Annotated in this window: 28 protein-coding genes; 13 read left to right on the top strand and 15 right to left on the bottom strand. The window is 37.3% G+C overall.

The genetic code is table 11. From position 1 onward, the window contains the following. Window positions 1-35 precede the first annotated feature (35 nt). The 3 genes from MUB18_RS03800 (at window position 36) to MUB18_RS03790 (ending at window position 3,437) form a co-directional block, all read left to right on the top strand. A complete protein-coding gene (locus MUB18_RS03800; protein ID WP_248755000.1) occupies window positions 36-1,022 on the top strand; it encodes a pectinesterase family protein in 987 nt (328 codons plus the stop codon). Between the two features lie 74 nt (window positions 1,023-1,096). Next, window positions 1,097-1,999 carry an alpha/beta hydrolase gene (locus MUB18_RS03795; protein WP_248754999.1) on the top strand — a complete coding sequence of 301 codons (903 nt, stop codon included), beginning with the start codon at window positions 1,097-1,099 and terminating at the stop codon, window positions 1,997-1,999. A 136-nt stretch (window positions 2,000-2,135) separates the two neighbouring features. Continuing rightward, window positions 2,136-3,437, top strand: a complete 1,302-nt coding sequence (locus MUB18_RS03790; RefSeq protein ID WP_248754998.1) for a UDP-N-acetylmuramoyl-tripeptide--D-alanyl-D-alanine ligase — start codon at window positions 2,136-2,138, stop codon at window positions 3,435-3,437. Between the two features lie 68 nt (window positions 3,438-3,505). On the opposite strand, the gene folP is transcribed toward MUB18_RS03790, so the two are convergent. The 4 genes from folP to MUB18_RS03770 form a co-directional block, all read right to left on the bottom strand. Next, on the bottom strand, window positions 3,506-4,348 hold the full coding sequence (gene folP / locus MUB18_RS03785) for a dihydropteroate synthase (RefSeq protein WP_045752960.1): 843 nt from the start codon (window positions 4,346-4,348) through the stop codon (window positions 3,506-3,508). Window positions 4,349-4,443: 95 nt separating this feature from the next. Then, window positions 4,444-4,851 carry a DUF4920 domain-containing protein gene (locus MUB18_RS03780; protein WP_052627500.1) on the bottom strand — a complete coding sequence of 136 codons (408 nt, stop codon included), beginning with the start codon at window positions 4,849-4,851 and terminating at the stop codon, window positions 4,444-4,446. A 7-nt stretch (window positions 4,852-4,858) separates the two neighbouring features. Next, window positions 4,859-5,437, bottom strand: a complete 579-nt coding sequence (locus tag MUB18_RS03775; RefSeq protein WP_094771912.1) for an L-threonylcarbamoyladenylate synthase — start codon at window positions 5,435-5,437, stop codon at window positions 4,859-4,861. Window positions 5,438-5,457: 20 nt separating this feature from the next. Further along, entirely contained in the window at window positions 5,458-6,276 is an 819-nt protein-coding gene (locus tag MUB18_RS03770) for a 2,3,4,5-tetrahydropyridine-2,6-dicarboxylate N-succinyltransferase (RefSeq protein ID WP_248754997.1), read from the bottom strand. Window positions 6,277-6,372: 96 nt separating this feature from the next. Here MUB18_RS03770 and MUB18_RS03765 point away from each other — a divergent pair, with 96 nt between their 5' ends. Next, entirely contained in the window at window positions 6,373-6,801 is a 429-nt protein-coding gene (locus tag MUB18_RS03765) for an RNA-binding S4 domain-containing protein (RefSeq protein ID WP_248754996.1), read from the top strand. 48 nt (window positions 6,802-6,849) lie between these two features. Here MUB18_RS03765 and ytxJ read toward each other — a convergent pair whose 3' ends face one another. The 5 genes from ytxJ to MUB18_RS03740 all read right to left on the bottom strand — a co-directional run bounded on the left by ytxJ (window position 6,850) and on the right by MUB18_RS03740 (window position 11,516). After that, a complete protein-coding gene (ytxJ, locus tag MUB18_RS03760; protein WP_052627779.1) occupies window positions 6,850-7,182 on the bottom strand; it encodes a bacillithiol system redox-active protein YtxJ in 333 nt (110 codons plus the stop codon). A 1-nt stretch (window position 7,183) separates the two neighbouring features. Next, a complete protein-coding gene (locus tag MUB18_RS03755; RefSeq protein ID WP_248754995.1) occupies window positions 7,184-7,927 on the bottom strand; it encodes a hypothetical protein in 744 nt (247 codons plus the stop codon). Window positions 7,928-8,116: 189 nt separating this feature from the next. Continuing rightward, window positions 8,117-8,605, bottom strand: coding sequence for a 6,7-dimethyl-8-ribityllumazine synthase (gene ribH / locus MUB18_RS03750; protein WP_045755963.1), 489 nt, complete (start codon window positions 8,603-8,605; stop codon window positions 8,117-8,119). Window positions 8,606-8,833: 228 nt separating this feature from the next. Further along, window positions 8,834-9,511, bottom strand: coding sequence for a tetratricopeptide repeat protein (locus MUB18_RS03745; protein ID WP_045752634.1), 678 nt, complete (start codon window positions 9,509-9,511; stop codon window positions 8,834-8,836). A 79-nt stretch (window positions 9,512-9,590) separates the two neighbouring features. After that, window positions 9,591-11,516, bottom strand: a complete 1,926-nt coding sequence (locus MUB18_RS03740; protein WP_045752633.1) for a polysaccharide biosynthesis protein — start codon at window positions 11,514-11,516, stop codon at window positions 9,591-9,593. A 128-nt stretch (window positions 11,517-11,644) separates the two neighbouring features. On the opposite strand from MUB18_RS03740, the gene MUB18_RS03735 reads away from it, so the two are divergent. Genes MUB18_RS03735 through MUB18_RS03725 form a run of 3 tightly spaced genes read left to right on the top strand, consistent with a single transcriptional unit; the run spans window position 11,645 to window position 14,241 of the window. Further along, window positions 11,645-12,856 (top strand): alanine dehydrogenase, encoded by a 1,212-nt coding sequence (locus MUB18_RS03735; protein WP_094771913.1) that lies wholly within the window; start codon window positions 11,645-11,647, stop codon window positions 12,854-12,856. Window positions 12,857-12,859: 3 nt separating this feature from the next. Continuing rightward, on the top strand, window positions 12,860-13,711 hold the full coding sequence (locus tag MUB18_RS03730) for an alpha/beta hydrolase (RefSeq protein ID WP_248754994.1): 852 nt from the start codon (window positions 12,860-12,862) through the stop codon (window positions 13,709-13,711). 14 nt (window positions 13,712-13,725) lie between these two features. Beyond that, window positions 13,726-14,241, top strand: coding sequence for a TlpA family protein disulfide reductase (locus MUB18_RS03725; protein WP_248754993.1), 516 nt, complete (start codon window positions 13,726-13,728; stop codon window positions 14,239-14,241). Here the strand turns inward: MUB18_RS03725 and MUB18_RS03720 are convergent. The 6 genes from MUB18_RS03720 to MUB18_RS03695 form a co-directional block, all read right to left on the bottom strand. Beyond that, a complete protein-coding gene (locus MUB18_RS03720) occupies window positions 14,231-15,271 on the bottom strand; it encodes an ABC transporter ATP-binding protein (RefSeq protein ID WP_248754992.1) in 1,041 nt (346 codons plus the stop codon). The two genes, MUB18_RS03725 and MUB18_RS03720, sit on opposite strands and share 11 nt — an antisense overlap. Before the next feature lie 68 nt (window positions 15,272-15,339). Beyond that, on the bottom strand, window positions 15,340-16,134 hold the full coding sequence (locus MUB18_RS03715) for an outer membrane beta-barrel protein (RefSeq protein WP_045752628.1): 795 nt from the start codon (window positions 16,132-16,134) through the stop codon (window positions 15,340-15,342). 21 nt (window positions 16,135-16,155) lie between these two features. After that, window positions 16,156-16,893 (bottom strand): hypothetical protein, encoded by a 738-nt coding sequence (locus MUB18_RS03710; protein ID WP_248754991.1) that lies wholly within the window; start codon window positions 16,891-16,893, stop codon window positions 16,156-16,158. After that, complete coding sequence (locus tag MUB18_RS03705) at window positions 16,890-17,435, bottom strand: RNA polymerase sigma factor (RefSeq protein ID WP_248754990.1); 546 nt, start codon at window positions 17,433-17,435, stop codon at window positions 16,890-16,892. Before MUB18_RS03705 ends, MUB18_RS03710 begins: the two co-directional genes overlap by 4 nt. A gap of 61 nt (window positions 17,436-17,496) precedes the next feature. After that, window positions 17,497-17,907, bottom strand: a complete 411-nt coding sequence (gene tsaE / locus MUB18_RS03700) for a tRNA (adenosine(37)-N6)-threonylcarbamoyltransferase complex ATPase subunit type 1 TsaE (RefSeq protein WP_045752625.1) — start codon at window positions 17,905-17,907, stop codon at window positions 17,497-17,499. Window positions 17,908-17,920: 13 nt separating this feature from the next. Next, entirely contained in the window at window positions 17,921-19,474 is a 1,554-nt protein-coding gene (locus MUB18_RS03695) for a PglZ domain-containing protein (RefSeq protein WP_045752624.1), read from the bottom strand. 296 nt (window positions 19,475-19,770) lie between these two features. Here MUB18_RS03695 and MUB18_RS03690 point away from each other — a divergent pair, with 296 nt between their 5' ends. The 6 genes from MUB18_RS03690 (at window position 19,771) to efp (ending at window position 25,600) form a co-directional block, all read left to right on the top strand. Next, window positions 19,771-21,021 carry an HD domain-containing protein gene (locus tag MUB18_RS03690; protein ID WP_045752623.1) on the top strand — a complete coding sequence of 417 codons (1,251 nt, stop codon included), beginning with the start codon at window positions 19,771-19,773 and terminating at the stop codon, window positions 21,019-21,021. Window positions 21,022-21,054: 33 nt separating this feature from the next. Continuing rightward, the gene (lpxD, locus tag MUB18_RS03685; RefSeq protein WP_094771920.1) at window positions 21,055-22,098 is read left to right on the top strand and encodes a UDP-3-O-(3-hydroxymyristoyl)glucosamine N-acyltransferase; all 1,044 of its coding nucleotides are present in this window, start codon (window positions 21,055-21,057) and stop codon (window positions 22,096-22,098) included. A gap of 39 nt (window positions 22,099-22,137) precedes the next feature. Continuing rightward, window positions 22,138-23,532, top strand: coding sequence for a bifunctional UDP-3-O-[3-hydroxymyristoyl] N-acetylglucosamine deacetylase/3-hydroxyacyl-ACP dehydratase (locus MUB18_RS03680; RefSeq protein WP_248754989.1), 1,395 nt, complete (start codon window positions 22,138-22,140; stop codon window positions 23,530-23,532). An 8-nt stretch (window positions 23,533-23,540) separates the two neighbouring features. Beyond that, window positions 23,541-24,329 carry an acyl-ACP--UDP-N-acetylglucosamine O-acyltransferase gene (gene lpxA / locus MUB18_RS03675; protein ID WP_045752620.1) on the top strand — a complete coding sequence of 263 codons (789 nt, stop codon included), beginning with the start codon at window positions 23,541-23,543 and terminating at the stop codon, window positions 24,327-24,329. Window positions 24,330-24,340: 11 nt separating this feature from the next. Then, window positions 24,341-24,964, top strand: coding sequence for an ATP-binding cassette domain-containing protein (locus MUB18_RS03670; RefSeq protein ID WP_045752619.1), 624 nt, complete (start codon window positions 24,341-24,343; stop codon window positions 24,962-24,964). 75 nt (window positions 24,965-25,039) lie between these two features. Further along, window positions 25,040-25,600 carry an elongation factor P gene (gene efp / locus MUB18_RS03665; RefSeq protein WP_094771921.1) on the top strand — a complete coding sequence of 187 codons (561 nt, stop codon included), beginning with the start codon at window positions 25,040-25,042 and terminating at the stop codon, window positions 25,598-25,600. The last annotated feature ends 14 nt before the right edge of the window (window positions 25,601-25,614 follow it).

Here is a 25,614-nt window from a genome sequence, read left to right as displayed (position 1 = left end):
ATAGGCTTACTTTTTTTATGTGATGTTGGATAAATATGAAAAGACTTCTTATCAGTATCTTTTGCTTTTTTTTAGTAATCTTTTGTTGTGCCCAACAGAAGAAAATGCTCATCGTAGGGCAGCACGGAGAGGGATATCCAACAATTCAAGAAGCGGTCCATGCGGTGCGGGATTTTTACGAGTCTCCAGTTACGATATTCGTACACAAAGGGATTTATCATGAAAAGCTGAATATACCCTCATGGAAACATTTTATACATATAGTAGGGGAAGATAGAGATTCGACCATCATTACAAATGACGATTATTCAGGTAAAAGAAATGTACAAAATGAGTTTCTAACTCCTTTTAATACTTATACCTCCTACACGGTTCTTGTAGCAGGCAATGACTGTGTCATTGAAAATCTGACGATACAGAATACTGCTGGAGAAAAGGGGCAGGCTGTGGCGCTGCATATTGATGCTGATCGTACGATCGTTCGTAATTGTAAGATCCTGGGGTGGCAAGATACTTTTTATTTGGCGCGAGCAGGATCAAGAAATTTCATCTACCAATGTTTTATTTCAGGAAGTACAGATTTTATATTTGGAGCAGCAACAGCTGTTTTTTCTAAATGTACGATTGAAAGTTTAAAGAACTCTTATATTACGGCACCTTCAAACTCATATGGTCACCCTTATGGATTTGTATTTTTAAATTGTGATCTGCGCGCAAAAAATGAGCAGGTAAATCAGGTTTATTTGGGTAGACCATGGCGCTCTAATGCTAAAGCTATGTTTTATGCCTGCAACTTGGGCTCACATATAGCCGCTGAAGGTTGGGATCCATGGAATGGAGATACCATGTTTCCGGATAAATATAAAACAGCGGTTTTTTTAGAAATTAACTGCAGAGGAGAGGGGTTTAAACAGTTGTCCAAACGTGTTCCTTGGTCTAAGCAAATCCTAAATAATAACTATAAGCAACCCAGTCTTTCATCGATATTTACAGATTGGAAACCAACAGAAAATAGCAATTGAATTGATCCATAGAATGATGTCTTTAATCCGCTTTTTTACCGTTGAAACGGATAAGCAATAAAAATTTCAAAATCATGAAGGTTCGTATTTTACTTCTTATTCTTAATAGTTTGTGTTTCTTGCTCCATGCACAGGAGATCTTGAAAGTTGACAGCTCTTTTACTTTACAAGGTACCTTTGCTAAAGAAAGTAAGAAAAGACCTTATATTACTTTGGCAGAAAAAGTAGACAGTACAGTTTTGACCATCCGTCAAATCCCATATAAAAAAACAGATGATAGGATATTATCCTTAGATGCCTACCTCCCTCAAAATTTTGACACCCGTTATCCTTGTCTCATTTTAGTACATGGAGGGGGATGGCGCTCTGGCAATAAAGAGATGATGGCAACGATGGCAAATGCCTTAGCACATCAATTTGTAGTTCTGAGTGTGGAATATAGGCTTTCGTTAGAAGCTAAATTTCCCGCAGCATATACAGATTTAATAGATGCGGTCTTATGGGCCAAAAGTCAGAAGCAATTGCCGATCGATACGGCTCGAATTGCGGTAATCGGTACCTCTTCGGGAGGTCAGTTAGCAAGTTTATTGGGTACAAATAGTGATGCAAATAAAAAAGCATATGTTCAGGCCGTTGTCAATATTGACGGGATTGTAGCTTTTAATCATCCAGAATCTGAAGAAGGGGAGATGGCTTCATTTTGGCTAGGAGGAACATATGATCAGGAGCCTGCACAATGGGAAAAAGCCTCACCTTTGTATCAAGTCAATATCTCCACGGCAAAGACATTATTTTTGAATAGCTCCATACCCCGTTTTCACGCAGGGAGAGATGATATGATACGTAAGATGCATGATTTAGGGATCTATACAGAGGTTTTTGCATTTGAAGACTCTCCGCATACCTTTTGGTTTTTTAATCCTTGGTTTCAGCCCATGATCGATAAAATCATCACCTTTCTCCATAAAAACCTATAATCTGTTATGGCGCTCTTCCGGATGGGATATAGGTACTCGCTATCTTTAGTAAGATTATAATTGGGTATAAAAGCAAATTTATCTAAGTTTGTTTTATGATTGCTCTTATAAATGCAATCACATAAAAGTTTTTAGAATGGAACTGCAAGCACTGTACAACATATTCAAACAATATCCTGCGGTATCAACTGATACACGTCATATCTTACCTGATTCACTCTTTTTTGCTTTAAAAGGAGCCAATTTTAATGGAAATGAATTTGCAGAACATGCGCTGGTTTCTGGTGCTCGATACGTGATCATTGATGAGGTCCAATACAAAAAAGATGATCGATTTATACTCGTTGATGATGTTTTGAAAACCTTACAAGCTTTGGCACATTATCATCGCCAACAATTTGAGATTCCTTTTATTGGTGTCACAGGTACCAATGGTAAGACCACGACTAAAGAGTTGTTGAATGCCGTGCTATCCAAAACCTATAAGACCTATGCGACCAAAGGAAATTTGAATAACCATATAGGCGTTCCCTTGACCTTGTTAGCGATTGATCAGACAATCGAAATCGCTATCATCGAAATGGGAGCAAATCATATTGGTGAAATTGATTTTTTATGCCAGATTGCAGCACCTACTCATGGGCTGATCTCCAATGTAGGTAAAGCGCACTTGGAAGGATTTGGTTCTTTTGAGGGGGTGAAGAAAACAAAAGGAGAACTGTATGATTGGTTACAAGATAGTCAGGGAACATTGTTTCTGCAGGGGGATAATCCTTTTTTGAAAGAAATGGCAGCACAACGACATATCAATAAGGTGGTAACCTATGGTTTTTCCGAGTCTAATGCGATCATTGGCCGTTTGATCAAGGCAAATCCATTATTGCAAATCGAATGGCATCTTCAACAATCGGAACAAGTCTTTCAAGCAGATACCCAATTAACGGGTTCTTACAATACAGAAAATTTCTTAGCAGCGATCGCACTGGGACATTATTTTGATGTTCCTCTTGGGCTTATCAACGAAGCCATTTCAGAATATACACCTACTAATAATCGATCTCAGATAACAAAGACAGACCGCAATACCGTGATCTGTGATTATTATAATGCGAATGCAACGAGTATGGAGGCCGCATTGACTAATATGGGGATCATCGAAGCTGAGCAGAAAGTCATTATCTTGGGTGATATGTTTGAGCTTGGAGATGAATCTTCTTTTGAACATCAAAAAGTGGTAGATCTTGCCAAAACAATTGTAGGAGCACGCTTGATTTTCGTCGGCAAAGCATTTTATGAACACAAAGATGGCGATTCTGAGTTTTTTGAAACGACCGATGATGTGAAATCGAGCCTATCCATCCATCCGATCTCCGGTGCAACTATCCTGTTGAAAGCATCCCGGGGAATGGCCTTTGAAAAGCTGATGGAAGTGTTGTAGTATATTGATATTAAATTGTATAAATAATAAAAGGCTTGATTATTCAAGCCTTTCATGTATAAAAAAGGTTAACTACATAATAGATCTACGATCTGTTTAGCCTCTTTAACATCATGCACACGCAACAGCTGTACGCCTTTGCTCAGGAGTAAAGTATGGAGGGCTGTTGTCCCATTTAGGGCCTCTTGTGGAGTTATTCCCAATTTTTTATAGATCATAGATTTTCGGGAGATTCCCCCAAGTAAAGGAAGGCCAAAATAATGGAGCTCATCGACGCGATGTAGCAGTTCATAATTTTGTTCTATTGTTTTTGCGAAACCATAGCCAGGGTCAAGGATGATGTCTTTCACCCCGAGTTTTCGTAAAGCTGCAATTTTTTGTCCAAAATAGGTAGCAACATCAGTGACGATATCCTGATATGCGGTTAATTGTTGCATATTTTCAGGAATGCCGCGCATATGCATCAAAATATATGGGACCTGCAATTTCGCTACGGTTTCGAACATAAGAGGATCTATAGTGCCTCCAGATACATCGTTTATGAGATGTACACCAGCATGTATACAGGCCTCGGCCACATCTGCTCGGAAAGTATCTATAGAAAGTATGGCATCTGGAAATGTACTTACTATGGCAGCGATAGCAGGTAGTGCTCGGTCCAGCTCTTCTTGAGAACTGATCAATGCTGCTCCAGGTCGTGAAGAATAAGCCCCAATGTCGATGATGTCAGCGCCCTCTTCAAGTAACTTTCTAGTCTGGATAAGTATTTGTTCTATCGTATTATTTTGTCCCCCATCAAAAAAAGAGTCTGGCGTCACATTTAATATTCCCATGATGATGGGACGATCAAATGTCATTATTTGACCTTTTAAGTTGATCGATTGAGCGGCTGTAGTATGGATCATTTTCATCGTCTACAAAGGTATCAAGCTTATTTAATAAATGCTACAAATAAAAACAGGCTAATTCCGTTGGAAATAGCCTGTTCAGTGTTTTTATAGTACGTTTATTTTACGACCAATACGCCGTCTGCAACAAAAGTGATTTCATTTGTCGCTTCTTTGACTTTTGCGTAGCCATCTAAAACTACATTTTTTCCGATGAGGTCAGTGGGTACAAAATAGCTATAGTCGGTAAAGCGAACCATAACAGGCTCTTTGTCTCCTGTTCTCTCAAGGGTCAAATAACAGCCCTTTTTTTTGCAAACTTCAACAACTTTGCCAGTGACTTTACCCGTAAATTTGGCAGATGTCTCCAACGATTTTTCCAATTTGTCAACTGTAATTGCATTAGAGTTATCAACCTTTTTGCCATATTGTACACCAACCTTCGCAGGTGTAATTTCTTTTTGTTGCGCTTGACTATTCCATGAAAAGCCAAATGCTAACGCTACGAATAATATTAATTTTTTCATGTTCACCTTATTTTCGGATAAATTCAAACTTTCCGCTAGGATCCAACTTCATTACGCTTGAAGACTTACCATCACTTTTGACATGTTGACCATATTTGACCACATAGTCTACTTGCTCTTTTATTTCTTCAGCGATGTCGTCAAAGCATGTCGGGGAAGATTGTCCGCTGATATTAGCAGATGTAGAGACCAATGGTTTTCTAAAGCGCTGTAAGAGCTGTTGACAAAAATCATGGTTTACAATGCGAATTCCGATTGAACCATCTTCTGCAATAACATTAGGCGCTAAGTTTTTAGCTGCGGAATAAACGATCGTAAGCGGCTTCTCGGTATATTCAATCAATTGGTAAGCTACTTCTGGAATTTCAGTCACGTAACTTGCCAATTGATTTTCATTATGTAGTAAAACAATAAGGCTCTTTTCTTTTCCCCGACCTTTTAACTGAAAAACTTTTTCTACAGCCTCAGGATTTGTTGCGTCACAACCTATACCCCAGATCGTATCTGTTGGGTATAGAATCAAACCGCCACTCTTGAGTACTTCTAGAGCCTGGTTAATATCATTTCTATCTACAAATTCACTCATTTTTTTAATTATATAAAATACTATACCGCTAGATTATGATCACGTAGCGCATCGTTTAACGATGTTTTCTTGTCTGTAGATTCTTTACGTTTACCGATGATTAGTGCGCAAGGAACTTGGTACTCTCCAGCCGGAAATTTTTTCGTGTATGAACCAGGGATCACAACAGAACGAGCAGGCACATAACCTTTGTATTCGACAGGTTCAGGACCAGATACATCAATGATTTTAGTTGATGCTGTTAAGACAACATTCGCACCTAATACTGCTTCAGTTTCAACGCGGATACCTTCCACAACGATAGCTCTAGAACCAACAAATACATTGTCTTCGATGATTACTGGAGCTGCTTGTACAGGTTCCAATACGCCACCGATACCAACACCACCACTTAAGTGAACGTTTTTACCAATTTGTGCACAAGAACCAACAGTAGCCCATGTATCCACCATGGTACCTTCTCCTACATAAGCACCAATATTGACATACGAAGGCATTAAGATAACACCTTTTGCTAAATAAGCTCCTAAGCGAGCAGAAGCACCAGGAACAACACGAACACCAATTTCTTTGTAGTTCGTTTTTAATTTCATTTTATCGTAGTAAACAAAAGGACCAGCAGTTGATTCACTCATTTCACGAATAGGGAAATATAAAATAACAGCTTTTTTAATCCAATCATTGACATGCCATCTCGTGCCAATAGGTTCAGCAACCCTCAATTCACCAGCGTCAAGTTTTAAGATTACTGTACGAATAGCCTCTGCATATTCTTTATATTCTAGAAGTAGTCTATCCTCCCAGGCATCTTCAATAAGTTTTTTTAATTGATCAACCATCTTTTATAATTCAAAATTATCAGTTCTTTTTATTGAAGACAAATATGTTAAAATTTGTTCAATTTATAATGCATAATAAGCAGATTTTAAGTCTTTATGACTATTTTTGTACAAATGGCAACAGAAACTGAAAAACTTCGAATCGATAAATATTTGTGGTCAATACGTCTTTTCAAAACACGTAGTTTGGCAACTGAAGCTTGTAAAGCGGGTCGGGTAAAATTGAACGGGCAGAATATAAAGGCTTCGTATGTGGTGAAAGTTGGAGAAATCTATCAGGTCCAGAAAGGTATTGAACGTAAGGTAGTCAAAGTTTTAGGGCTTCTGGAAAGAAGGGTAGATGCTAAAACAGCGGTACAATTTTATGAAGATTTAACTCCTGAAGAGGAAACCTCAGCCTACAAATCGGCTTTCCATGCTCCCATTCTTAAAAGAGATCGAGGTACGGGTAGACCGACTAAAAGAGATCGTCGTGAGATCGATGATTTAAAAGAAGACTGGTGGGAAGATGAAGGTAAAAACTAATCTATATAAAAAAATATAAAATAAAAGAAGCTACCGAAGTAGCTTTTTCTATTTTATATGATTTACGACATCGTCAAAATCAATATCGCCATGTGAAGCATTGAAAATACAAGTTTTGCCTTTTATGATCAAGAGTTGTGGTGATTGATGCTCCACGTTCCAGATGGAAGCGATCTGATTAGAAATTTCGCGGAACGACAGCAGATCTAAGTAATAAACATCATAAGACTTATCCGTCAGGTTCGCAAAGCGCTCAAAGTTTTTCTTGGCCATGCCGCTGATACCACAAGTAGTGCTGTGTTTGAAAATGGCAGATACTTGATCGCTATTCAATATTTCTTGTAGTTGGTCTAAACTATTAAGAGGAATCCAGTTAATCATATTATAAATCAGTAAATTTTGAAGCTTCTACCTGTTCAAATGTAGAAACGGTTGTAAATGTACAGCTTTTCTTTTTATTGTTGATCGCAACAAATGAAGTCGGTAGTCTCAAACCTGATCCCGTATCTTTATACTGATCAATTTGATAGCTTATTGAATTGATACTATTTTCGAATACTTTTATTTCGCCGTTATTTTCATGAATCATGAGGTTCCCTCTGATTGGGCTATTATAAAAATTTCCGTTGTAGGTCACAGAGGTACTCAAGAGCTTTTCACTATTTAAAAGCTTCGCAGTGGTATTCGAAAAGTTTATTCCTTTTAGTTCTGCTATTGTGGGCAGCAAGAGTAGTTGTAAGTCTCCATTGATCTGTTGCCTGATGTCCTCTTGCAATGCCGACTCTTGGGTGCTTACATCAACCGCATTAACAAAAAATTTAAGTGATTTCTTAGTTTTGAAATTGAATAAGTAGACTAGTTTTTCATTTTTTTTAGATTGCCCTTCAAATCGACATTCACCAGTTTCCCGATTCCACAATAAGGAACGTTCGGCCTCATTATTTAATAGATTGGCGTTGTCATTTCCGTTACAAGAAAATAATAAAAATTTTGTTTCCTGCCAGATATCGTTTCCGCCTATTGAAGACAAAAGCTTCGCAGGGACACTCGTCTCTTGTGCTACCGCTATGGCAAAATTAACTTGCACAATGAGGTAAAAGAAAATAATTTTTACTGTAGTTTTCATGATATGAATCTTTATAAAAGATAAAATCGACTTAGACATCTCTTACAGGATACCTAAGTCGATCAAATACTATAGAGATAACAATATTATCTTATTCTTGTTTGCATGTGTGTGCTAAGCCTTCACATATTTTAGCATAAGCACCTACAAAGTCAATGACTGATACTTTTTTTTGGTAAAAAAGTAAAATTAGTTTTGTGCACTAATTTGTGCCATTTGAATTGCTGTAATCGCAGCCTCTTCACCTTTGTTTCCGTGTTGGCCACCAGCCCTATCTAATGCTTGTTGTTGATTGTCAGTGGTCAATACACCAAAAATAACAGGTTTATTGTACTTCAATGCCACATTACTGATTCCGTTGGCTACGGCGTCACAGATGAAATCAAAATGACGAGTCTCTCCTTGGATTACACATCCCAAACAGATGATTGCATCAAGGGAATCATCGCGTAATAAAATATCAGCGCCGGTTATTAATTCGAAGCTGCCCGGAACTTCGATGATTTTAATATTTTCTTCTTGTGCTCCATGCTTTTCCAATCCAGAAATTGCACCATTTAAAAGAGCCCCAGTGATCTCAGCATTCCATTGTGCTACTACAATCCCAAATTTAAAAGGATTTGCATTTGCGACTTTTATGTGTGAGAAGTCTGATAAATTTTTAATGCTACTTGCCATATTGAAACAAACTTAGATAAATTTGCTTAGATACACAATACAATAGCGTTCATCTAAGAGTAAATTTATTCTTTCAAATCAATATCGTTTATCAGCCACACGGATGATTTAGCTCCTCGACATCGATGGATGACAGACATTGTAAAGTGATGGTTTTATCCGGGTTATACAGCACAAAAAAAAGGTCGCTTTTTGAGCGACCTTCTATATGATGCAACATCATAAATACTATAAATGCGCCTGTACACGACCGATAGGTCCGTCTATCATAGCAGCTTCTTGACTTTCAGGAAAGTCTGATTTTATCTTCTTATAAGTTTCTTCAGCTTGTTTATATTCATTCTGTGCCTCGTAAACTAATCCTAATTTTTTCAAAAATAATGGAGTAGTATAAGAGTTTGAAGATTTGTCAGCCGCTTCTTTATAAAAACCAGCTGCTTTTTTATAATCTTTCAATTCTGAATAAACATCACCTTTTAATCCAATAACCAAAGGATCTAGAATGGTACTACCTGTTGAAGAATAGTTTTCCAATGCTTCAATAGCTTCATTGTACTTACCTTGACGTAAATATAATCCACCTAAATAGGCATTAGCAATATTGGCTGATTTTGTATTTGAATATTCATCAGCAATTTCTTTAAATCCTAAGAAAGAACCATCACCTTCAATAGCACGATTTTGTAATGAATCTATTGTTGCATATTCTTCCGCTTTAAATATTTCATTCGCTGCTTTTTCAGCTCTTGGTTGTAAATAAAGTTTTTGATATCCAAAATACAATATAATTAACACAAAAATACCACCTACAATAAAAGTGATGCTTTTTTGATTGTCCTGAAAAGATGAACCTTGTGAAGGTTTATTCGCTTGTCCAGCGTTATTTTGGTTTTGATTTTTAGACATTATGATTCAATGAAAAAATATAGATTGCAAAAATACAATTTTACTGTAAATATCCAAGCTTTTGTAATGATAATAAACGTTAAACTCGATTTATCGGATTTTGCTCAGCCTCAATTTCTTTATCTATTTGTTCGTAGATTGAGTTTTGGCTTTTAAACTCAGGTACAATTCTTTTCATCTCTAATACGACATCATGTCTATTTTGATGCTTAATACCAGCTATTAAAACTTCAATATGATTATTTATCTGTTGAAAATCATTTTCTCTCACTTTTGCGATCATGATCTTTTTATGGTGCGTTGGCATCGTATTTTCCAGATCGTTGAGTAGTTCCTCATACAGTTTTTCCCCAGGTCGCAGTCCTGTAAACTTAATTTCAATATCCTCGTTTGGAATAAAGCCAGAAAGCTTGATCATTTTATTGGCCAATTCGATGATTTTAACAGATTTGCCCATATCAAACACGAATATTTCTCCCCCTTCGCCCATTGATCCCGCTTCAAGCACCAATTGACAAGCTTCGGGTATGGTCATAAAATAACGTGTGATCTCGGGGTGGGTGACCGTTACAGGCCCCCCCTTTTCGATCTGGTCTCTAAAACGTGGGATCACAGATCCGTTAGAACCTAGGACGTTGCCAAATCGTGTCGTAATGAATTTAGTCTTTGCATTTAGATGCCCATTGTTTTGTAAGAAATGATTGAAAGACTGCACGTAGATTTCGGCAATTCTTTTTGTCGCACCCATGATATTGGTTGGGTTGACCGCTTTATCCGTGGAAACAAACACAAACTTATCCGCATTATACTCCACAGCAAGGTTGGCAATATTTTTAGTGCCGACAACATTGGTATGCACTGCTTCCAAAGGATGATTTTCCATCATGGGAACATGCTTGTACGCTGCTGCGTGATAGACATAATGTGGTTTGAACGTCTCAAACATCAGTTTCATCCGGTCTAGACTCCGAACGTCACCAATAAAAGAATGATACACTTGGAGCGGAAATTCATCCTGCAAATCCAGTTGTAAATTGTGAAGTGGCGATTCAGCTTGATCACAAAGGATGATCATCTGTGGTTCAAATTTGCCCAATTGTCTTGCGATCTCACTCCCGATAGATCCGGCAGCTCCCGTTACTAATACGCGCTTGCCCTTTAATTGGCTTAAAATATTACTATTGCTTATTTTAATGGGAGCGCGCTCCAATAAGTCTTCAATTTTTATTTTTTGAATTTGGTTTGGATTTAATTCCCCGTTCATTATTTTTTTAACAGAAGGTAAGGTCAATATAGCGACCTTTTTTTCCAAACAAACATCAATAACATCAGTTTTTGATTCCAAAGGTATGTTGTGAGAAGCGATAATCACTTCTTCAATATTCAAATTGATGATGACTTGACCCAATTTCTTTGGATCAAAAATTTTGATACCATCAATGACTTTTCCAATTTTCTGCTCATTGTCGTCTAAATAACCAACAATTGCATTTTTCGAACGGATATCATGATCTAAAGTCCTTTTGACGGCAATTCCCAAATCCCCAGCTCCATATATCAACGTGTTACGTCTGTCACTTCTGATATTTTTGGTATAGACAAAAAATATTTTAATGAACGTTCGGTAGGTTGTGAGTAGTAAGAAACAGAATAATGCATATAAAATAACGAGTGAGGCTGATATGGTATGATGATCTCCAGTGGCCAATAACACGGTTTTAATCACTAAAAAGACAAACACTGCAAAAACAATCGCCGTTAAAATTCGAATGGAGTCCACTGCACTTGTATATCGGATGATACCCGTGTGCATCTTGAATAAATAAAACGAAGATGCCGTCACACTTATTACATAAATAAGCCTAATGGCAAATTCAGATGTATTGATAAACGCAAAGTCAAAACTGTAATAGATAATGTTTGCTAGTGTAAAAGCAAATATGGCCGTGAAAATATCTAATACAAAAATGATCCATCGAGGAACAATATTAAGTTTGTTAAACATAGGTTTGTTTTAGTGTTTTAGTTTCACAAATGTAGTTTTTTTTCTAATGTACTAACTACATAACCACTTAATTTCTTTTGCTTAGCTTAAATAAAAATAGTAAATTTAAAAAGTAATGCATAAAATAAATGAGTGAGTTAAGTAAATTGGCAAGTCAGGCAATGATACAGCCTCAAGAGACTTTATCGGCGACGGCTTCACGCGAAAAAAGATTGTTTATTGGTGTGCCCAAGGAAATTGCATTTCAAGAAAGAAGGATTTGCTTAACACCATTATCTGTCGGTCTTTTGGTAGAAAATGGTCATGAGGTTGTCATGGAGACAGGTGCAGGATTGGGGTCTAATTTTTTGGATCATCATTATAGTGAACAAGGAGCTCGAATTGTATCTTCTGCACAGGAAGTGTATCAAGCAGACTGTATCGTCAAAATATCTGCTCCCACCCTAAAAGAAGTAGGGATGATGAAGCCCAATCAAATTTTGATGTCCTCATTACAACCTTCGCTATTGGAACTGCCTGTTCTTCGAGCACTTATCCAAAAAAAAATTACGGCTTTATCGTTCGAGTATTTACGTGATGAAGGAGGTTGTTTAGCTGTCGTTAGAGCTATGGGCGAAATCGTAGGGGCTACATCAACATTAATCGCTTCGGAGTACTTAAGTAATAGTTTTGGTGGAAAAGGATTGATGTTAGGAGGTATCACTGGAGTACCGCCCACAGAAATGGTCATCATAGGTGCTGGTACTGTAGGCGAATATGCAGCCCGTACTGCGATCGCTTTGGGAGCTCAGGTGAAAGTTTTTGACAATTCTATTTATAAGCTAAGGCGATTACAGAATAATTTAGGAAGTCCCGTATACACCTCTATAATACAACCTGCTATTTTAAATAAGGCTGTCAGAACTTGCGATGTTGTTATCGGTGCATTACGTTCAAAGACGGGGCGTACTCCTTGTGTCATATCGGAAGAAACAGTATCTGAAATGAAACCAAATGCCGTTGTCATCGATGTTAGTATTGATCAAGGTGGCTGTTTTGAAACATCAAATATTACTTCCCATGATGAACCAACATTCAGAAAATATGATGTCATTCACTATTGTGTACCCAATATCGCTTCGAGGGTAGCTCGATCTGCAACCTATGCCCTGACTAATATCTTTACACCAATATTACTCGATATTGCAGAGCAAGGTGGATTGAAAAATGTCATCTGGAAAAGCGCAGGGATTAGGAGTGCGACATACCTTTATCAAGGCATATTAACCAATAAGGACATTGCTTCTAAATTTGAAATGACAGCAAAAGATCTGGATTTAATAATCGTTACCAATTTGTAATACATGAAATTTACGTTAATGATCTTACTCTTTTCAATCGCTTTTAAAGCCTCTGCTCAAGAGAGGTTTGCCTTGTACAAGGATGCGATTCCAAATGCTATTCGTACCGATACGGCAAAGTTTAACCGAAATATCCCCGAAATATTTGTGTACAAACCTTCCCAAGCTGTAGATAAGCACACGGGAATCTTGATTATACCTGGTGGAGGATATTCACATATTGCGATGGATCATGAAGGTCATGATGTGGCCAAGGAATTGATAAAATCGGGGTTTACAGCATTTGTACTTAAATATAGACTCCCTTCTCCCAATATTATGGTCGACAAAAGTATTGGACCTATTCAAGATGCGCAACGTGCGATGCAGTGGGTCCGAAACGATTTCCCTTCATTGACCAAAGTTGGAGTTATCGGATTTTCGGCAGGAGGACACTTAGCATCGACTTTACTCACTAAATCAGATCAGGCTTTCATTGCCAATCCCACAAATTTATCTTTAGCTCCTGACTTTGCAGGTCTAATCTATCCGGTTATTTCCATGCAGGATAGCATTACCCATAAAGGTTCCCGAACGAATCTGCTTGGAGAAAATCCTTCTTTAGAAAAGAAAGCCGAATTTTCTGCAGAACATAACGTGACAGCTAAACTTTGTCCTGTATTTTTTGTGCATGCAAAAGATGATAAAGCAGTGCCTATAGAAAATAGTTACGTCATGATGGCAGCATTAGATCAAGCCCACGTTAAGAATGAGCTATTAACATACGAAGAGGGCGGGCACGGTTTTGGAATGATTAATAAAACAAGTTCAGTAGCATGGTTAGCTCAATTTATGGATTGGGTCGATCATTTGTAAAACAAGAAAACGTAATGAAGTATATTTTAGGATTGGTATGTGTTTTTTTATTTTGCGTATCACAAGCACAAACAGCTGAAAGCGGATGGAAAGTTGCCCTTCATGAACCTGCGCCCGAATTTGCCGTTCCTAATAAAAATGGTGAACTGGTTTCTAGTGCAGATCTAAAGGGTAAGATTGTCCTGCTTAACTTTTTTGCTACCTGGTGCCCACCATGTAGAGAGGAATTGCCGAGGTTGCAAAAGGAAATATGGGAAAAATATAAAGAGCACCCAAAGTTTGCCTTGTTGGTCTTGGCAAGAGAGCAAAATTGGGATAAGATTGATCCCTTTGTTTCTGAACATCAGTTTACCTTACCTATTTATCCCGATCTCAAAAGAAACGTATTTGGCCTATTTGCAGAGCAAGGTATTCCACGAAATGTTATTCTCGATACACAGGGTCATATCATTTATCAGTCCGTAGGCTATGAAGAAAAGGAGTTTAATCAACTCATTGCTCTTTTAGATAGCCTATTGCTTAAAGACTAATATATTTCTCAATTTTTACTGTTACATCGGCACCTATCTGTAAGGAAGTAGGAGTTATACTGATGGCATGTAGTTGAAGATCAGAATTAGCCACTACTAGTTCATAATAAAACCCCCTAAAACGGATATCGATCAGTTTAAAACCTCCAGTCGTACTTGAAGGTAAGACGGATATCCATTCTTGATGGATGATGATCGTCGAGTCACTATCGATATCAAGTGCTTTTGCCGCCTCACTACTCAATATATTGCTTTTGGCCAATAAGAGTGCTGTATAAGGATTGGTGGGTTTGTCGTACAGTTCACGAGGATGTCCTTGATCTAATATCTGACCATCTTTCATGACGATAAGATCGTCCGCCAATGCTAAGACTTCAGTTGGATCATGGGATACCAGTATGATGGTAAGACCAGTGTCGACCACAATTTGCTTGATATCTTGTTGCAACGTATCTCTAAAGGAAGCATCGACCTGATTGAAGGGTTCGTCCATCAATAGTACCTGAGGATCATTGACCAATGCTCTGCAGATGGCAACGCGTTGTTTTTCACCGCCACTAATATCTGCGATTCTTTTCTTAGCAAGATGGTCAATTCGCAAGCGTTTGAGAATAGCAGAAGTTTTACTTTGCTTAGCTTCTATATTGGTATTCGGCAACTGCGAAGCTACATTGTCCCACACATTGGCAAATGTATTTAAATCATCAAAACCTTGAGACACCAGTTTCATATCTTGATGTCCAGGTATCAATTTGTCTTTTCTAGTGGGTACCAACCATCCTTTATAGCGAACTTCGCCACTTAAAGGCTCCAAAAGACCATAGATTAATCGCAGAAGCGTACTTTTCCCACTTCCAGATTCACCAATAATTGCTGTGATTTTACCTTCTTGTATGCCTAAGTTTGCTTGCGATACGGCTAAATATTCAGCACGCTCTGAAAATGAAAAACTAAGATTTTCAAGGTGGATATAAGGAAGTCCGGGGACTTCTTGATCAAAGGGAACGTACTGACATGAAGATTGTAACATAGTATGCAAAATAAAAAGCCGAATGTATTAATTCGGCTTAAAATTAAGCATTTTAATATTATTCTACTCTAAAAACCTAATGTTAGACCAAAAGTAAAATTATTTAAACCGTCTTGATTTGGGCTGTTTTCAAACATATCGTTGAAATAGTATTTGACAAAAACTCCCATAGAATCATAACCTAGCCTTGCAAATGCCCCATATTGAAAACTCGCCAAGTTATAGTTGTCCTTAAATTTTTGACTACCTTGCTCACGACTTTTTAGACGCTGGCTTCCTTTTATTAAGATTCCGGTCATGGCTCCAAAAGCAAGTTTGGCGCGATCACCATTTCTAAATTTTTTACTTCTCAGTTCAAACGTCAATGGAACACGTAGATAGGTGGAAGTGAACACATTTTTCTTATAAGTGATGTCATCAGGATAGGAATAGTCTAAAGGTGTCGCATCCTGATCTAATAAAACATTATGTTTTAATCTCAGATAATTCCATTCAAAACCCGTCGATAAATATGTTTTGAATTGATCGCTGAAGCGAATGCCAAATTGTGCAATATCAAACCCAAAATTGGAAGCTTTCTTGTACTCTAAAAACTCGTTATTTTCATTTAAAGTGAAACTTCCGTCATTGATCAATCTTGAAAAACCCCAATCAATACGAGAAAATGTAATTCCACCGAATGTTTTCGGATACTTGGACACAGCAGGCTTGTCAGTACTGTCAGCTTTATCGCTATCTTGTTTACCTAAAATACGGGTTGAAATATTAATTTTTTTGGTGCTGTCCTGTTGTGCCTGTGCCTTTATTGCGATGCAGCAAGTTAGGATACCGGTGAATACCAACGATACGATATGTTTTTTCATATGGAAAGAGTTTATAAGGTGTTACTTTTTTCTTTTTTTATTTTTAACTAGGCTATTCAGGATATCAATCTGTAAGGATCCTTCGTCATCATTGCTGAACTGTACTTCTGCACTATTTCCCTGATTGATGGTTTTGCTGAGTACATTCAGCACTTTGGTTACCACAGTCTGTGAGTTTGTGCCGGTGGAAGCCATCATACTATTCTCCTCGTCAGGATTTTCGATCAACGGTTTGATCGGAATATATTCAAGGACATGTGCCACCTGTGTCTGTGTGTCGACAACAACCATCAGCGGTTGCTCTTTCCCCATCTTTAATCGCTCAAATGCTTGTGATGTTTGAATCGCAACGACCTTCATGTCCGTTTCAATAGCATTTGCCGAGCTGTTTTCACGCTGATTACCTTTGTTGACCGGTCTGACAGACAGCTGTACCTGCCTTTCGATGGGCAGGGGTTCTGCCTTTGATGTAGCCTTTGGCGGAGTGTTCATTTCTCGATCCATTTTGCGATCGGCATATTTTATATGATCTGGTCGATTAGCTGACTGTCGTTGCAGTACAAGACTCACAATACCAATACCAACCAAGATTGCCGCTGCCGTACCAATCACTTTTAGCCGAGTTGTTTTTTTGTTTATGGAGATTACTTTTTGCTCATCCAGTTCCGTTTCAATCTTTTTCCAGATATCGGTACTGGGCTGAATATCAAGTTTATTAAAATGGTCCCGAAGTAATTTATCTATGTCTTGATTTTTCATAACGTTAATGCCTCAATTTTTAATAATCTTGTTTGCAACCATTGTCTCGCTCGTGATAATTGGGATTTTGAATTTCCTTCACTAATACGGAGCATCTCTGCGATTTCCTTATGAGTATAACCTTCGATAGCATATAGATTAAATACGGTACGGTATCCGATAGGCAATTGATGTATCAGTGTTATGAGATCTTTGTAATGTAGATGATCACCCTCTGTATGATGTGTTCTTTGGTGAGTGATCTCATTTTCAAGAGGTTCTACATAGCTGATTTTATTTTTTCTTTGTACCTCAATTGCAGTGTTGACCATAATTTTTCTAATCCATCCTTCTAAAGATCCATGATCTGAAAATAAGTGCGATTTAGTGAAGACTTTTACAAAACCAATTTGAAGTATATCCTCTGCTTCCAAGCTATCATTTGCATAGCGAAGGCAGACCACATACATTTTTTTAGAAAACAATTGATACAGATGGTATTGAGCTTTTCTGTCTCCATGAAGACATTTTTTCCATATTGAATCTATACTTACGTTTTCCAAAATTTAGTCAGTTTATATTAGGAAGACGTAAGATAAAAGGCAAAGGTTGCGTGGGGTGCAACTATTTTATGATTATTTTTCTGCTGGTCGATGAGGTGATCTCAATTTCGATTGTTTTAGCATCATCAGGCAGCAAGTTGGGGATTCTATTAGGCCACTCTACGAAACAATAATTTCCAGAGTAAAAATAGTCTTCATAACCGAAGTCGTAGGCTTCTTCTTCTTCTTTTATTCTGTAAAAATCGAAATGGAATATTGGACCTTGGGATGAGCTATATTCATTGACAATCGAAAACGTAGGGCTAGAAGTATTGTCTTCTACCTCTAGTACCTTACAAAGAGCCTTTATAAAGGTTGTTTTACCTGCGCCCATATTTCCGTAAAAAAGAAAAACGCGGTCATCAGGAAAAGAATTTAAAAGGAGTTTTGCAGCATGATCTAACTCCGATAGTTGATTGACTTCGATTACCATGCTGCAAAATTAGTTATTTGGACGTATAAGTAGCAAAAGGAATAATCATTTCTTCCAATGAAATTCCTCCATGCTGAAAAGTTTCATTAAAATAATTGACAAATTGGTTGTAATTGTTTGGATATACAAAATAAGACTCCTCTTTGGCAAATACGAAACAAGAACTCATATGTAACTTTGGAAGTTGTGCGTCATGTGGATTTTTGATAAAAAAAACGTCCTTATCAATAAAGTTTAAGTTTTTACCCTGTTTGTACCTCAAGTTGGTATTGGTATTACGATCGCCCACTATTTTGCTCGGTTTTTTTACTTTTATAGTTCCGTGATCAGTCGTTATGATCACCTTGACGTTGCGCTGAGATAACCATTTGAGCGCCTCAAATAAAGGAGAATGCTCAAACCAGGACAACGTCAATGAACGGTATGCCGCTTCATTATTGGCCAACTCACGGATCATAGCCATATCTGTTCTTGCGTGCGAAAGCATATCAACGAAGTTGTACACGAGAACATTGAGATTGTTTTGCATTAAGTTGCTCAGGCTGTCTACGACATCTTTTCCCTGATCTAAGGTCAATACCTTAGTATAGGAATGTTTAATCGGTTTGCGGTATACACGTGTGATCTGATCCTCCAAAAATTTATCCTCATATAAATTTTTACCACCTTCATCTTCATCATTTTGCCACATTTTAGGAAATCTTTTCTCCATTTCTAAAGGTGTCAATCCACTAAAAATAGCGTTTCGGGCATATTGGGTAGCTGTAGGCAGAATACTGTAATAGGTATCCTCTTCTTCCAATCTAAAATAATCGGTAATCACTTCATTGATCACTTTCCATTGATCATAACGCAAATTGTCAATCAAAAAGAAAAATGTGGGTTTATCTTCTGTGAGTTGCGGAAATACCTTTTTCTTGAAAAGCTGATGAGATAAAATTGGAGACTGATCCGGATTTTTCATCCAGTTCAAGTAGTTGCGCTCGATAAACTTTGAAAACTGTACATTAGCTTCTGACTTTTGCATCTTCAAGATATCATGCATGCCAGCATCTTCTAATTTTTCTAAAGAAAGCTCCCAATATATCAGCTTTCTATAAGCCTCTATCCATTGTTTAAAATTGAGATCATCATTCAAGACCATACCCAAGTTTCTAAAATCTTGTTGATAAGCCATAGATGTTTTCTCATTCACCAGTCTTTTATTCTCTGTCAGCTTTTTGATGGTCAAGAGAATCTGTTTGGGGTTAACAGGTTTTATTAAGTAATCGTCGATTTTGGATCCAATGGCATCCTCCATGACGTGTTCTTCTTCATTTTTAGTGACCAGTACCGTTGGTACTGTCGGATTGATCGATTTTAATATCACCAATGTTTCCAGACCAGTCAAGCCGGGCATGTTTTCATCGAGGAAGACTAGATCAAATACACCTTCCTTAAACGCATCGACCGCATCATTTCCATTATTTACTGTCTTGACTTTATAACCTCTTTCCTCTAGTAAAAGAATATGAGGCTTTAAAAAGTCAATTTCATCATCTGCCCAAAGTATATGTGTTTTTTGCATGTTGTTTTATTTACTGTAATCAAAAACGATTCAATTCCTTTGTTTTTGTGTTTAGGTAGTTAGGGGAGTAATCGCGTGTTTTTTGATTTTTTATGATAATAAGTACGAACTTAAATAAAAAAGGCGCTTAGCGTATTATTTTTAACACTTGTTAACGACTTAAACTAATTATATTTGTGCTAAATATTTAACTCCTAGAAGAGAGAAATAAACTGGCTCAACTTTATTATAAAGGAGCAACAATTTTATTGGACTATTGTTTGTCGTATTAAAATAAGATATAATACATTTATAAGTTGATTAAGAAAAAGATAATAAATGACCCTGTATATGGATTTGTTTCCATACCTCCAGGATTAATTTTTGAACTCATACAGCATCCTTACTTTCAGCGTTTACGCTATATCAAGCAAGTCAGTATGACGCATTTGGTCTATCCGGGAGCTTTGCATACGCGGTTTCAGCATGCAATAGGCGCGATGCATCTCATGTCGCTAGCTTTGGAAACCCTGAAAAGCAAAGGTATCGAGATCAGTGAGCAAGAACAGGAAGCTGTGCTTGCAGCTATTCTGCTGCATGATATCGGTCACGGTCCTTTTTCTCACTCTTTGGAACATACCATTATTGATGGCGTTTCTCATGAGATGTTGTCATCGCTATTAATGGATCGTATTAATAAAGAATTTGGTGGAAAACTAGATTTGGCCATTACCATTTTTAATAATCAGTACCATCGCAATTTTTTCCATCAACTGGTTTCTGGTCAGTTGGATACCGATCGAATGGATTACTTGAATAGAGATAGTTTTTTTACAGGAGTATCGGAGGGAGTGATTTCATTTGACCGCATCATCGCCATGCTGGCCGTTGTGGATGACGAATTAGTTGTAGAGGAAAAGGGGATCTATTCCGTAGAAAAATTCTTGATTGCCAGACGATTAATGTATTGGCAGGTTTATTTGCATAAGACCGTCGTTGGTGCCGAACAGTTATTAATTAAAATACTTAAACGAGCAAAGGAACTTTCAAGTAAGGGGATCAGCCTATTTGCAACACCTGCTTTTAGGTGGTTCTTAACGCAGAAAATTGATAAAAATAATTTCTTAGCCGATGAGTTACATCTTGACTGGTTCACCCGTTTAGATGATACAGATATTATGTCTGCTATAAAAACGTGGGCGCAACATGAAGATGATATTCTGCGGGCAATGTGTCAAAAACTGATGAGTCGTGAGTTATATCGTACCATTATGAGCAACGAGCCGTTTTCGGATGAGCTGATGGATCTGGTTTATCAACGTGTAAAGGATCATTTTAAGGTAAGTGACGATGAGTTGCAATATTATGTCTTTACACAGGCCATTCACAATAGTGCATATGACCTTCATCATGATACCATTAAGATATTAATGAAGACCGGAGAGATAATTGATATTGCAGAAGCATCAGATTTATCAAATTTAGAGGCATTAGCAAAAAAAGTGCAAAAGTTTGCTCTGTGTTATCCAAAAGAGCTCGGATATATATCAATTCCATCTAAAAAATAATTAAAATATAATAAAAAAACATAGCTTTGTAGCATGCAATTTACTGCTCAACAAATAGCATCCTTATTAAATGGATCAATAGAGGGGAATCCTGATATAGAAGTCTCAAATTTAGCGAAAATAGAAGAAGCTTCTCTAGGGGATCTTTCATTTCTATCAAATCCTAAATATGAGCAATTTTTATATGAAACTAATGCTTCTATTGTCATTGTTAATGAAGATCAACAATTATTAGCGACTCCAAAATCAACGTTAACATTGATTCGTGTTAAAAATGCTTACACGGCATTCTCAACACTATTGAATCTCTATAATGAGGTCCGTTTGGACCGAAAAGGTCGAGAAGAACCATCATATGTGCATGATACGACTGAAATAGGCGAAGACGGTTATATAGGAGCTTTCGTCTATATCGGCAAGGCTTGCAAAATCGGTAAGAATGTCAAGATTTATCCTCAAGTCTATATTGGAGATCATGTCGTGATTGGAGACAATAGCACATTATTTCCTGGAGTTAAGATTTATCAAGATTGTATTTTGGGGAGCAATGTAACGGTACATTCAGGAACAGTTGTTGGATCTGATGGTTTTGGCTTTGCTCCACAGGAAGATGGTACTTATACAAAAGTTCCGCAAATCGGAAATGTAATTATTGAAGATGATATCGAAATAGGTGCTAATACGGTTATTGACCGTGCGACTATGGGTTCGACCATATTACATAAAGGGGTGAAATTGGACAACTTGATTCAAATCGCCCACAACGTGGAGTTAGGGAAAAATACCGTTATAGCTGCTCAGACGGGTGTTTCTGGCAGTAGTAAAATCGGTGAAAATGTGATTTTAGGAGGTCAAGTTGGTGTGGTAGGACATATCAGTATTGCTGATCGAAGCCAAGTGCAGGCGCAGTCCGGAATCAATAGATCAATTGTGGAGGCGGATAAAAAGTGGGCAGGAAGTCCAGTTTTGGCCTATCAGTCAAATATGAGATCGCAAGTTATTTATGCGAAATTGCCTGATTTGGAAAAACGAGTGAGAGAATTAGAACGATTGTTAAAGGAAAATTTGAAATCATAAAGAACCTTATGGTCGATTTTGATTAAATATATGGTAGAAATGAATGTAAAACAAAGAACCATCAAGCAAGATGTGGTTATATCCGGAGTGGGTTTACATACAGGTAAAACTGTTTCGATGACGATAAAACCAGCTCCTGAAAATCATTGGTATAAGTTTAAAAGAATTGATTTAGATGGTCAGCCTGAAGTACTGGTTGATGCAGATAACGTGACAGATACATCAAGAGGTACAACCATTTCACAGCATGGTGCAAGTGTAAGTACCATTGAACATTTAATGGCAGCTTTAGTAGGTTTACAGATTGACAACGTATTAATCGAAATAGATGGACCTGAAGTACCTATTCTAGATGGCAGCTCAGCAATTTTTATTAAAAAATTTGAAGAAGCAGGTTTCGAAGAGTTGGACGCTGATCGTGATTATTATGAAATCACCAATAGTATTCATCATATAGAAGCCGATCGCAAAGTTGAAATCATCGCTATGCCCCTTGATGGTTATCGCTTAACATGTATGATTGATTTTAATTCTCCGGTCTTAGGAAGTCAGCATGCTGCGATTAATAAAATTGAAGACTTTTCTAAAGAAATATCCTCCTCAAGAACATTCTGTTTTTTACATGAATTAGAAATGTTGGTGGACAATGGCTTGATTAAAGGCGGCGATTTGAGTAATGCGATTGTGATCGTAGATAAAGAGACTTCTCCTGAAGAATTAAAGAAATTATCACATTTATTCAATCGTGATGATGTTACTGTCGCAAAAGAAGGTATCTTGAGCAATATTCAGTTGCGTCATCAAAATGAACCTGCACGTCACAAGTTATTGGATATGGTAGGTGACTTAGCGTTAGTAGGTAGACCATTGAAAGGACATGTCATGGCTGCAAGACCAGGACATGCTGCCAATGTGGCCTTTGCAAAGAAAATTAAAGAACAAATCCGCAAGGATAAAAATACAAAAAAGATAAAGGTATATGATCCCAATATGACACCGGTGTATGACACGGTTCAGATTATGAAGATTTTGCCTCATCGTCAACCCATGTTAATGGTTGATAAAATTTTAGAATTAACAGAAAATCATGTAGTGGGCTTGAAAAATGTGACAATGAATGAAGATTTATTCATGGGACATTTTCCTGGTGCGCCAATTTTTCCGGGTGTATTGCAGATTGAAGCTATGGCACAGACTGGAGGTATTTTAGTATTAAGTACAGTTCCGGATCCTGAAAATTGGTTGACATTATTCTTGAAAATAGAAAATGCACGCTTTAAAGTGCAAGTAAGTCCAGGTGATACGATTATTTTTAGATGTGATTTGACGGAACCTATCCGTAGAGGCATTGCAAAAATGAAGGGTGTTGCTATGGTAGGTGAAAAAGTTGTTTGCGAGGCTGAGTTAATGGCTCAGATCGTGAAAGTAAAATAATAGTAGAGATGATACAGCCGTTAGCTTATATACATCCAGAAGCAAAAATTGCTCAAAATGTTGTTGTAGAACCATTTGCTACGATCCATAAGGATGTAGTGATTGGAGAGGGAACGTGGATCGGTTCCAATGTGACAATTATGGATGGGGCACGTATTGGGAAAAATTGTAAAATTTATCCAGGAGCAGTAATTTCAGGTGAACCTCAAGATTTGAAGTTTGATGGAGAAATTACCACTGCTGAAATTGGAGATAATACGACAATTCGTGAATGCGTTACTATCAATAGAGGTACAAAGGATAGATTCCGTACCGTAATCGGTAAAAATTGCTTAATTCAGGCATATAGCCATATCGCACACGATTGTATAATAGGTGATTATTGTATATTTTCCAATAGCAGTACATTAGCTGGACATATTACTGTCGGCGATTATGTGGTCTTGGCAGGAATGGTAGCTGTGCATCAATTCTGTACCATTGGTTCGCATGCTTTTGTGACAGGTGGTACATTAGTAAGAAAAGACGTACCTCCATTTATCAAAGCTGCACGTGAACCTATTTCTTATGCTGGAATTAATTCAGTAGGTTTAAGAAGAAGAGGTTTTACAGAAGAACAAATAGCGGAAATACAAAATATTTATCGTGTATTATTTGTTCAAAATAGAAATTTAACAAAAGCAGCAGCGATCATTGAAGCAGAATTTCAGGCAACAGAAATTCGTGATGAAATCTTAGGTTTTATACGCAACTCTAATCGTGGTGTCATCAAGGGATTCAATCAAAGAGCTGTTTAATTGCAGGTATTTTGAAGATTATTTTAACAGATGTAGGTAGACGATATAATCGCGAATGGATTTTTAAGCATATCAATTATGCATTTGAATCTGGCCGATCATACGCCATACTTGGACCCAATGGTTCAGGTAAGTCAACACTGTTAAAAGTACTCTCGGGAAGTTTAACACCTTCTGCGGGAAATATTTCCTTTGAATGGAATAATAAAACAGTTGAAGCAGAAGAAATATTTCAATACCTATCTCTTGCTACTCCATATGTCGAATTAATAGAGGAATTTACGCTGCGTGAGCAGATACAATTTCATTTTAAATTTAAAAAGTACCTAGCGGGATATAGTGAGCTTGAGGTCGTTCAATTATTAGGACTTGAAAAAGCAATAGATAAAGAGCTCAAATACTTTTCATCTGGAATGAAGCAACGCGTCAAATTGGCTTTAGCTTGCTGTAGCGACTCCACAATAGTTTTGTTGGATGAGCCAACCAGTAATCTAGATCGTGCAGGAGAGGAGTGGTATCTGGCACTGGTCGATAAGACTAAGCATAGCGATAGATTGTTTATCATCTGTTCAAACCAAGAGAAAGAATATCTTTTTTGTGATCAAACATTGTCCATATCGGATTATAAAAGCTGATAATTATTAGATTTTTATAAAAAGATTAGATTGTGTAGTTTTGTAACTCAGAAAATAATTATAAAAGTTTAAATCATGGCAAAAGCATCAGACGTTAAGTCAGGAAATGTTTTAAGATTCAACGGTGAATTAGTAGCTGTTGAGGAATATATACATCGTACACCAGGTAATTTACGTGCTTTCTATCAAGCAAGAATGCGTAATGTGAAAACTGGTAAATTAGTAGAATACCGTTTTAGAGTTGACGAAAGTGTTGAAATTGCTCGTGTTGAAACAAACGATTATCAATATTTGTATGAAGAGGATGAGTTTTTCGTAGTGATGGATAATTCTACCTATGAGCAGTTCAATATTCCTAAATTTCTATTCGGAAATTCGGCACGATTCTTGAAAGAAGGTATGAACGTGATTGTCGCATTTGAAAGTGATGAGGCGATTATGGCACATGCTCCAAAGAGTGTGGAATTAGAAATTACATATACGGAGCCTGCAGTAAAAGGAGATACTTCGACAAATGCATTGAAAAATGCAACAGTAGAAACTGGAGTTGAAGTGAAAGTACCTCTTTTTATCAATCAAGGAGATAAAGTAAAAATTGATACGCAAACCGGTGATTACATCGAGCGTGTTAAATAATATAAAGATTTAGG

Source organism: Sphingobacterium sp. PCS056 (assembly GCF_023273895.1).
Classification (GTDB): domain Bacteria; phylum Bacteroidota; class Bacteroidia; order Sphingobacteriales; family Sphingobacteriaceae; genus Sphingobacterium.
Note: the sequence above shows the minus strand (reverse complement) of the source record. Positions and strands in the feature narration are given on the sequence as shown.